The following is an 8,170-nucleotide window of genomic DNA, read 5'->3' as shown; positions in this document are numbered from 1 at the left end:
AAAACTTACAACACCGTCGGCTCGCGCCTCTCGATCCCGTAAGCCTGCCCCCCGCTCGAGCTCTCGCTCTCTGGGGCGCAGTCCAAAATCATATCACCTTGGGCGAGCACACCAGGGGGAGGGCCCAAATCAGCGGTTCCTTGCCTGCCCAGCTGGGGCCAGCGCCAGATCGGAGCAGCCCCAGGGACGGGGGTGGGCTCAGCAGAGCTGTTCCCCTGGCGGCAGGATGGACTGGAGCGGCTGGCTGGGCTGAGCAACCGGAGCAGGGTCAGCGACGCTGCCAGCCGTCCCTGAGGGACGTGCCGAGGGCCTGTGGACTCCCCCAGACCCGTGCGGACCGACCTGCCGGACAGAGCGCCAAAGGCGAGGCCCAGGCCCACGCTCAAGGGGCTGCCGGAAAACGGGCACAAAAAAAAGCCGCGATGGCTCGCGGCTTGAAGGGTATGGAAGGTGGCGGAAGCCGACCGACGACTCAGAACAGGCCCAGGGTGAGGGACTTGTCGATGGGCAGGCAGGCGCCGATGCCGAGGTAGATGGTGAACACGGTGCCGAACAGGAAGGCACCCATGGCCACAGGCCGGCGGAAGGGGTTCTGGAACTTGTTGAAGCTCTCGATGAAGGGGATCAGCATCAGACCCAGGGGGACCATCGTCTGCAGGGTGATGCCCAGCAGCTTGTTGGGGACGACCCTGAGGATCTGGAACACCGGGTAGAGGTACCACTCGGGGAGGATCTCCAGCGGGGTGGCGAAGGGATCGGCCCGATCACCCAGCATCGCCGGATCCATGACGGCCAGCCCGACGAGGCAGGCGATCGTCCCGAGGATCACCACCGGGAAGATGTAGAGGAGGTCGTTGGGCCAGGCCGGCTCACCGTAGTAATTGTGCCCCATGCCCTTGGCCAGCTTGGCCCGCAGCTTGGGATCGGTGAGGTCAGGCTTCTTGAGGATGTGCATGGTGGGAGCTCGGAGCGCTGGTGACCGGTGGGGGAAGGCTAAGGGGAAGAACGGGGTTCAGAGCGGGCCGGAGATGCCCTGCTTACGGATCATCAGGAAGTGGATCAGCATGAACACCGCCAGCAGCCAGGGCAGCACGAAGGTGTGGAGGCTGTAGAAGCGGGTCAGGGTGGACTGGCCGACGCTCTCACCACCGCGGAGCAGCTCGACCATGAAGTCGCCGACCACCGGGACGGCGGCGGGGACGCCGCTGACGATCTTCACGGCCCAGTAACCGACCTGGTCCCAGGGGAGGGAGTAGCCGGTGACGCCGAACGACACGGTGATCACGGCCATGGTGACGCCGGTGACCCAGGTGAGCTCACGGGGACGCTTGAAGCCGCCGGTGAGGTACACCCGGAAGACGTGCAGGATCAGCATCAGCACCATCATGCTGGCGCTCCAGCGATGGACCGAGCGGATCAGCCAGCCGAAGCTGACGTCGGTCATCAGGTACTGGACCGAGCTGTAGGCCTCCACCACCGTGGGCTTGTAGTAGAAGGTCATCGCGAACCCGGTCGCGAACTGGATCAGGAAGCAGACCAGGGTGATGCCGCCCAGGCAATAGAAGATATTGACGTGGGGGGGGACGTACTTGGCGGAGATATCGTCGGCAATGGCCTGGATCTCCAGGCGCTCCTCGAACCAGTCATAGATCGGGGACGACTTGGCGCCGGTGGACGAGTTCGCCATGCAGCGTGGGGCTTGGGTTGCGAGAGTCTACCGATCGTTCTGACCCCCCCGTGAGAGACCCGGCCCGCCGCTCCCTGCCGGCTCAATGCTTTGCAACAGGGCTGCGCACCCGATTGGCGCCGCTCCGGCTCCTGGTGGGGACCGGGCTCTGCCTGCTCCTGTGCCTGCCGCTCGGCATGCCCGCAGCGGCGCTGGCGCTCAACGATGCCCAGCAGCTGGTGGTGGAGGCCTGGCGGCTGGTGAACCAGAGCTACGTCGATCCGGAGCGGCTGGAGGCGGTGCAGTGGCGGCGCCTGCGCCAGAAGACCCTGGAGCAGCCGATCAGCAGCTCGCTGGAGGCCTACGCAGCGATCGAGGCGATGCTGGCCCCCATCGACGACCCCTACACCCGGATGCTGCGCCCGGAGGAGTTCGCCACCCTGCGCTCCAGCACCCAGGGCCGGGTGAGCGGTGTGGGACTGCAACTGGGCCGGCGGGCGGGGGACCAGCGGATCGTGGTGATCGCCCCCCTCGACGCCTCCCCCGCCGCCGACGCCGGGATCGTTTCCGGCACGGAGATCCTGCGGGTGAACGGCACATCGGCGGAGGAGCTGGGGCTGGACGGCACCGCCGCCCGGCTGCGGGGACCGGCCGGCAGCGACGTGCTCGTGGCCCTGCGCGCGCCCTCGGGACAGGAGAGCGAGGTGCTGCTCGATCGCCGCGAGGTGGATCTGCAGCCGGTACGCAGCCACCGCCTGCTCAGCGAGGGCCACAGCCTCGGTTACCTGCGGATCACCCAGTTCAGCGAGCCGGTGCCCCAGCAGGTGCGGGCCGCCCTGGCCGCCCTGACCGCCCCCGGTGGCAGCGGGCCGATCGAGGGGCTGATCCTGGATCTGCGTAACAACTCCGGGGGCCTGGTGGCCGCCGGTCTGGCGGTGGCCGACGGATTGCTCAACGGGGACCCGATCGTGGAGACCCAGGACCGGGGCGGCATCGCCGACCGGCAGCAGGCGGGTCCTGGACAGCTGTATGGCGGCCCCATGCTCACCCTGGTGAACGCCGGCACGGCCAGCGCCAGCGAGATCCTGGCCGGGGCCCTCCAGGACAGCGGCCGCTCGCGCCTGGCCGGCAGCCGCACCTTCGGCAAGGGGCTGATCCAGACCCTGATCAACCTGAGTGACGGCAGCGGCCTGGCGGTGACCGTGGCCCGCTACCTCACCCCCAGCGGTCGCGACATCCAGAACCAGGGCATCGAGCCGGACGTGCTCCTGCCCCAGCCGGAGCCGCTGGAGCCCGATGGAGAGCAGGACGCCTGGCTGCAGGACGCGGCCGGGCTGCTGGTCGCCGGTCTGTCGGCCCCGGTCCCATGAGCCAGCGCACCTACCACGACCCGCTCCACGGGGCGATCCGCCTGGATCGCCAGGATCCGGCCGAGGCCCTGGTGATCGACCTGATCGACACCGCCCCCTTCCAACGGCTGCGGCGCATCCGCCAGCTGGGGCCCGCCTTCCTCACCTTCCACGGAGCGGAATCCAGCCGCTTCACCCATTCCCTCGGGGTGCTGGCGGTGGCGCGGCTGGCCCTGCAGCAGCTGGAGCGGCTCGACCCCTCCCTGTCCCGGCACCGGGACGTGCTCTATGCCGCCGCCCTGCTGCACGACGTGGGCCACGGGCCCCTCAGCCACTCCGGCGAGGAGATGTTCGGCCTGCGGCACGAGACCTGGTCGGGCCGGCTGATCCGCGACCATCCCGCCCTGCGGGACCGGCTCGATGACGGCGCCCCGGGCCGGGCCGCCCTGGTGGCTGATCTGCTGGAGCACGGCCGCCACCCGAGCCGGGCGATCAAGGCGCTGGTGAGCAGCCAGCTGGACTGCGACCGCCTCGACTACCTGCTGCGCGACAGCTACAGCACCGGCACCCGCTACGGCCAGCTGGATCTGGAGCGGATCCTCGCCAGCCTCACCCTGGCGCCCGACGGGGATCTGGCCCTCCACCCCCGCGGCCTGATGGCGGTGGAGCACTACCTGGTGGTGCGCCATCTGATGTACCGGAGCGTCTACAACCACCGGCTCAACATCGTCTGCAACTGGCTGCTCAACAGGGTGATCAGCGTGGCCCGCAGGCTCGGCCCGGGCCTGGTCTGGGCGGACGCCACCATGGCCCGCTGGCTCTGGGACCGGGATCACCTCGATCTGGACAGCTACCTGGCCAACGACGACATCCGCACCGGCTACCACCTGGTGCGCTGGCGGGAGGAGGGGCCCGAGGAGCTGGCCGATCCCTGCGGGCGGCTGCTGGAGCGGCGTCTGCCGAAGGCCACCGACGTCAGCGACCTCTCCCCGGCCAGCCAGATCGAACTGCTGGCGGTGGCACGGGGGCTGTGCGAACGGGCCGGCCTGGTGGCGGACGGCTGCTGCGCCCTGGAGCAGCGCCAGAGCCGGGGCTATCACCCCTATTCCGGGGGCCTGCGCCTCTGGGACGGCCAGCGGCTGCAGGCCCTCGAGCAGCGCTCGCCCCTGGTGGCCAGCCTCTGCCAGACGGTCGACATGGCCTGGCTGATCCATCCGGCCCGGGTCAGCGATGCGCTGCGGGAGACCCTGGCGGTGCGGCGGCGGGACGACGCCGGCCGGCGGGACCTCTAGGTTCGCTGCACCGCAGGGCATCGTCGTGGCAGCCGCACTGATCCAGGCGATCGATGGCCAGCAGCCCCACCTGCTGCGGCTGCCGGCCGAGGAGGGATCCGCCAGTGCCCTCGAGGAGGTGCGCTATGCCCTCGGCAGTCGGCAGCCACCGGCGGGCGCCGTGGTGCTGGAGGCGGGCCGCTGGCTGCTGCGGCTGCCGGACCTGCGCCAGCTGCAGGAGCTGCTGGGATCGGTGCAGCTGAAACTGGTGCGCGTCGCCAGCCGCCGGCCGGAAACCCTTGTGGCCGCTGCCGCCCTCGGCCTCGACACCGATCCGGGCCCGCCGCGGTCGGCGCCATCCGCCGCGGCCCCGGGGGCAGCGGCACCCGACCTGCTCGTGCATCGCGGCACCCTGCGCGCCGGCGACCATCTGCAGGGGGAAGGTTCGGTGCTGCTGCTGGGGGATGTGAACCCCGGCGCCCGGATCAGCGCCGCCGGCAATGTCCTGGTGTGGGGGCGGCTGCGGGGCGTCGCCCATGCCGGCGTCAGCGGAAACCGGGAGGCGCGCATCGTGGCCCTGCAGCTGCGACCCCTGCAGCTGCGCATCGCCGATGTGGTGGCAAGGGGCCCCGAGGGTCTGCCGCCACCAGGGCTGGCCGAGCAGGCCACGCTGGTGGAGGGGGAGATCCGCATCGATCCGGCCGCACCGGACTTCAGCGGTTGAGCGGAGATCAGCGGTTGATCAGCGGTTGATCAGCGGTTGATCAGGCCGAAGGCCCCGAGCCCGCCGGCCACCGCCATGAACCACAGCGGCGAGATCCGGGTGCGCAGCATCAGCACGCACACCAGCAGGGACACCACCACCCCGGGGGCGTTGGTGTCGGCGGTCTGGAGGATCTTGACCCCCACGGCGAACAGGATGCCGAGGGTGATCGGGCCCAGGCCCCGCTCGAAGGCCACCCGCCAGGGGGACTCCCGCAGCCGGTTCCAGCTGAGGCAGGCCACCACCATCAGCAGGGTGGAGGGCAGCAGGATGGCGATCTCGGCGCCGTAGGCGCTCAGCAGGGCCCAGCCGGGCCCCTCGGGCCAGCCGGCCCCCATGCCGAGCAGCCCCACGATCATGGAGCTGGGGCCGGGGGCCGCCTCGGCCAGGGCGTAGATGTCGGCGAACTGGGCGGGCCGCAGCCAGCAGTACTGGACGACGCTGAGGTGGTGGTACTCGGCCAGCAGGGTGTTGCCGCCCCCCAGGGAGAACAGCGACAGGCCAAGAAAGGTGCCCATCACCTGCAGCAGGTGGCCGAGATCGTTGAGGCGCATGGGGGCGCAGCTGGCCGCCTCGGCGGCGGCCGCCAGCAGCAGGGGCGCCATCAGCGGGGCTCTCCGGCCGGGGACCCGGGCTGGGACCGCCGCGGCCAGTACCAGGCCATCGCCAGGGGGCCGGCCACCAGCACCAGCGGCACCAGCCGCACATGGAAGAACGTCATCAGCACGAAGGTGACCGCCGCCAGCAGCAGGGCCATCGGATCCTTCCAGTACTCATCGAGGATCTTGAAGCCCATCGACAGGGCCATCCCCGCCGCCGCCGCCACCACCCCCGCCAGCACCCGATCAAGGGCGGGCAGGCTGTGGAACTGGAAATAGAGCAGCCCGATCGCCATCAGCAGGGTGAAGGGCACCAGCAGCATCCCCGCCAGGGCCGCCAGGGCCCCGGGCAGGCCGCGGAAGAAGGTGCCGACGTAGACGGCCATGTTGATCTGGTTGGGGCCGGGGAAGAGCCGCGCCACGGTGAGTCCGGTGAGGAACTCCTCGTTGCTCATCCAGCGGCGCTGCTCGACGATGATCCGCTGGCTCCAGGCCGAGAGGCCGCCGCCGAAGGCGGACAGGGCCACCATCAACATGCCCGTGAACAGCTGCCCCAGCCCGGGCGGAGCGTCCGTCGGGGCGGGGGCGGGGGACTCAGTCATGGACGAAATGGGGATCCGGAGGCAGTTCCCCTTCCTCGTGATACTTGGGGTCGAGGGGATCGGGGGCGTTGTACTTGTCGGCGTTCTCCCAGTCGGTCTCGAACATCTCGCGCAGCCGCGCCACCACCTCGGGGGCATCGCTCTCGATGCCCAGTTCGCGGCGCAGATCGAAGGCACTGCGGTCGATGTTCATCGAGCCCGTCTGGGCGAAGGCCCCATCCACCAGGATCAGCTTGGCGTGCAGCTTGGGCCGCTGCTGGCGCCGCACCTTGACGCCGAAGCGCTGCATCACCCGCAGGGAGGAGAAGGTGTCGTAGATGTCCCAGTCGCTGATGCCGTGCTTGCCGCCGCACAGCACCCGCACCTTCACCCCCCGCTCCCGGGCACTGATGATCCGCTCGAGGATCACCGCATCGACGAACTTGGGGTGCTGGATCCAGAGGGTGCGGGTGGCGGCATCGACGATGCGGGCCATCTGACCGCGGCTGTGGGCGCTGCTCCACACCAGGCCCACCCCCAGGTCGGGCTGGAAGAAGACGCGCTGCCAGTCGGCCTCGAAACCGGCGGTCACCTGGGCCACCACGGCCGGGTTGTAGGTGAGCACCCCGTAGTCGCGGGTCTCGGTGAAGTACTTGTCGGCCAGGTTGAAGGTGGCCACCAGGGCGGTGTGCCGGTCGACCACCATCGATTTCTCGTGGGTCACCGGGAAGGCCTCGCTGGTCCAGGCGGTGTCGATGCCCCAGCCCTGGAGGCGGGCGAAGGCCTCGTCGTTCCAGCGGTCGCCGCCGGAGGTGTGGGGGTTGAGCATGACCCGCACCTCCACCCCCCGCTCCCGGGCCCGCCGCAGGGCCTCCTCCACCGCCTCCGACTGCAGCTTGAACTGCTTGAGCAGCAGCTGCTCGCTGGCGGTCTCGATCAGCGCGACCACCGCGTCCACACCGTCGTCGGGCATCACCAGCAGCCTCTGGGGCCGGTGGGGGGCAGTGGTCATCGCAGCGTGGAGGGGATGGGCCTTTCTAGCGGCAGTTCCAGGCCTTGGCACAGCCGTTCCGCCCGGTGGGATTAGCCTGCGCCGACGCCCGTGGACGCCGTGACGTCAGCCTCCCCTCGCATCATCCTCATCTGCTCCGGCAAGGGGGGCGTCGGCAAGACGACCCTCACCGCCAACCTGGGGATCGCCCTGGCCCGGCTGGGGGAGCGCACCGTCGTTCTCGATGCCGATTTCGGCCTGCGCAATCTCGATCTGCTGCTCGGCCTGGAGAACCGGATCGTCTACACCGCCCAGGAGGTGCTGGCCGAAACCTGCCGGCTGGAGCAGGCCCTGGTGAAGCACAAGCAGGAACCGAATCTCTCCCTCCTGCCCGCCGGCAATCCCCGGATGCTCGAGTGGCTCACCCCCGAGGACATGCAGCGCATCGTGGCGATGGTGGCGGAGCGGGCTGATTTCGTTCTGATCGACTGCCCGGCCGGGATCGAGGACGGCTTCAAGAACGCCGCCGCCGCGGCCCGCGAGGCGATCGTGATCACCACGCCGGAAGTGTCGGCCGTGCGGGATGCCGACCGGGTGATCGGCCTGCTCAACACCCGGGGCGTGACGCCGGTGCAACTGGTGCTGAACCGGGTGCGGCCCAAGATGATGGCCAGCCAGGAAATGCTGGGCGTCGATGACGTCACCGACATCCTGGCCCTGCCCCTGGTGGGCCTGGTGGTGGAGGACGAGCAGGTGATCGTGTCCACCAACCGGGGGGAACCGCTCACCCTCAACGGCAACGGATCCCCCGCCGCGAAGGCCTACCAGAACATCGCCCGGCGCCTGCGGGGCGAGGACATCCCCCTGGAGGATCCCTCCAAGGCCCGCAGGGGCCTGCGCGCCCGGCTGATGAACAAGATCCGCAAAACCACCGGTCTCTTCTGAGCACC

The 8,170-nt window shown here is 69.9% G+C and carries 9 protein-coding genes; 4 read left to right on the top strand and 5 right to left on the bottom strand.

From position 1 onward, the window contains the following. Window positions 1-472: 472 nt before the first annotated feature. Together petD and petB are read right to left on the bottom strand one after the other, a co-directional pair. A complete protein-coding gene (gene petD / locus CJZ86_RS06170; RefSeq protein ID WP_094585067.1) occupies window positions 473-955 on the bottom strand; it encodes a cytochrome b6-f complex subunit IV in 483 nt (160 codons plus the stop codon). Window positions 956-1,012: 57 nt separating this feature from the next. Further along, window positions 1,013-1,687: a cytochrome b6 gene (gene petB, locus CJZ86_RS06165; RefSeq protein WP_015109205.1), complete on the bottom strand. Its 675-nt coding sequence runs from the start codon at window positions 1,685-1,687 to the stop codon at window positions 1,013-1,015. Between the two features lie 50 nt (window positions 1,688-1,737). Here petB and ctpZ point away from each other — a divergent pair, with 50 nt between their 5' ends. The 3 genes from ctpZ to CJZ86_RS06150 are packed head-to-tail and all read left to right on the top strand — an operon-like array spanning window position 1,738 to window position 5,010. Next, window positions 1,738-3,036 (top strand): carboxyl-terminal processing protease CtpZ, encoded by a 1,299-nt coding sequence (ctpZ, locus tag CJZ86_RS06160; protein ID WP_094585066.1) that lies wholly within the window; start codon window positions 1,738-1,740, stop codon window positions 3,034-3,036. Then, window positions 3,033-4,307, top strand: coding sequence for an HD domain-containing protein (locus CJZ86_RS06155; RefSeq protein ID WP_094585065.1), 1,275 nt, complete (start codon window positions 3,033-3,035; stop codon window positions 4,305-4,307). Before ctpZ ends, CJZ86_RS06155 begins: the two co-directional genes overlap by 4 nt. 25 nt (window positions 4,308-4,332) lie before the next feature. Continuing rightward, window positions 4,333-5,010: a septum site-determining protein MinC gene (locus CJZ86_RS06150; protein ID WP_094585064.1), complete on the top strand. Its 678-nt coding sequence runs from the start codon at window positions 4,333-4,335 to the stop codon at window positions 5,008-5,010. A gap of 29 nt (window positions 5,011-5,039) precedes the next feature. Here the strand turns inward: CJZ86_RS06150 and CJZ86_RS06145 are convergent, their stop codons facing one another. The 3 genes from CJZ86_RS06145 to CJZ86_RS06135 are packed head-to-tail and all read right to left on the bottom strand — an operon-like array spanning window position 5,040 to window position 7,241. After that, window positions 5,040-5,654 carry a chromate transporter gene (locus CJZ86_RS06145; RefSeq protein ID WP_094585063.1) on the bottom strand — a complete coding sequence of 205 codons (615 nt, stop codon included), beginning with the start codon at window positions 5,652-5,654 and terminating at the stop codon, window positions 5,040-5,042. Beyond that, window positions 5,654-6,250 carry a chromate transporter gene (locus CJZ86_RS06140; protein ID WP_094585062.1) on the bottom strand — a complete coding sequence of 199 codons (597 nt, stop codon included), beginning with the start codon at window positions 6,248-6,250 and terminating at the stop codon, window positions 5,654-5,656. Before CJZ86_RS06140 ends, CJZ86_RS06145 begins: the two co-directional genes overlap by 1 nt. Further along, window positions 6,243-7,241, bottom strand: coding sequence for a phospholipase D-like domain-containing protein (locus CJZ86_RS06135; protein ID WP_094585061.1), 999 nt, complete (start codon window positions 7,239-7,241; stop codon window positions 6,243-6,245). The genes CJZ86_RS06140 and CJZ86_RS06135 overlap by 8 nt, the downstream gene beginning before the upstream one ends. Window positions 7,242-7,331: 90 nt before the next feature. Here CJZ86_RS06135 and minD point away from each other — a divergent pair, with 90 nt between their 5' ends. Next, window positions 7,332-8,165, top strand: coding sequence for a septum site-determining protein MinD (gene minD / locus CJZ86_RS06130; RefSeq protein ID WP_198960082.1), 834 nt, complete (start codon window positions 7,332-7,334; stop codon window positions 8,163-8,165). Window positions 8,166-8,170 lie beyond the last annotated feature (5 nt).

Origin of the sequence: Synechococcus sp. BO 8801, from assembly GCF_002252675.1 — a bacterium.
Lineage (GTDB): Bacteria > Cyanobacteriota > Cyanobacteriia > PCC-6307 > Cyanobiaceae > Cyanobium.
This window is presented reverse-complemented; position numbering and strand designations above follow the sequence as displayed.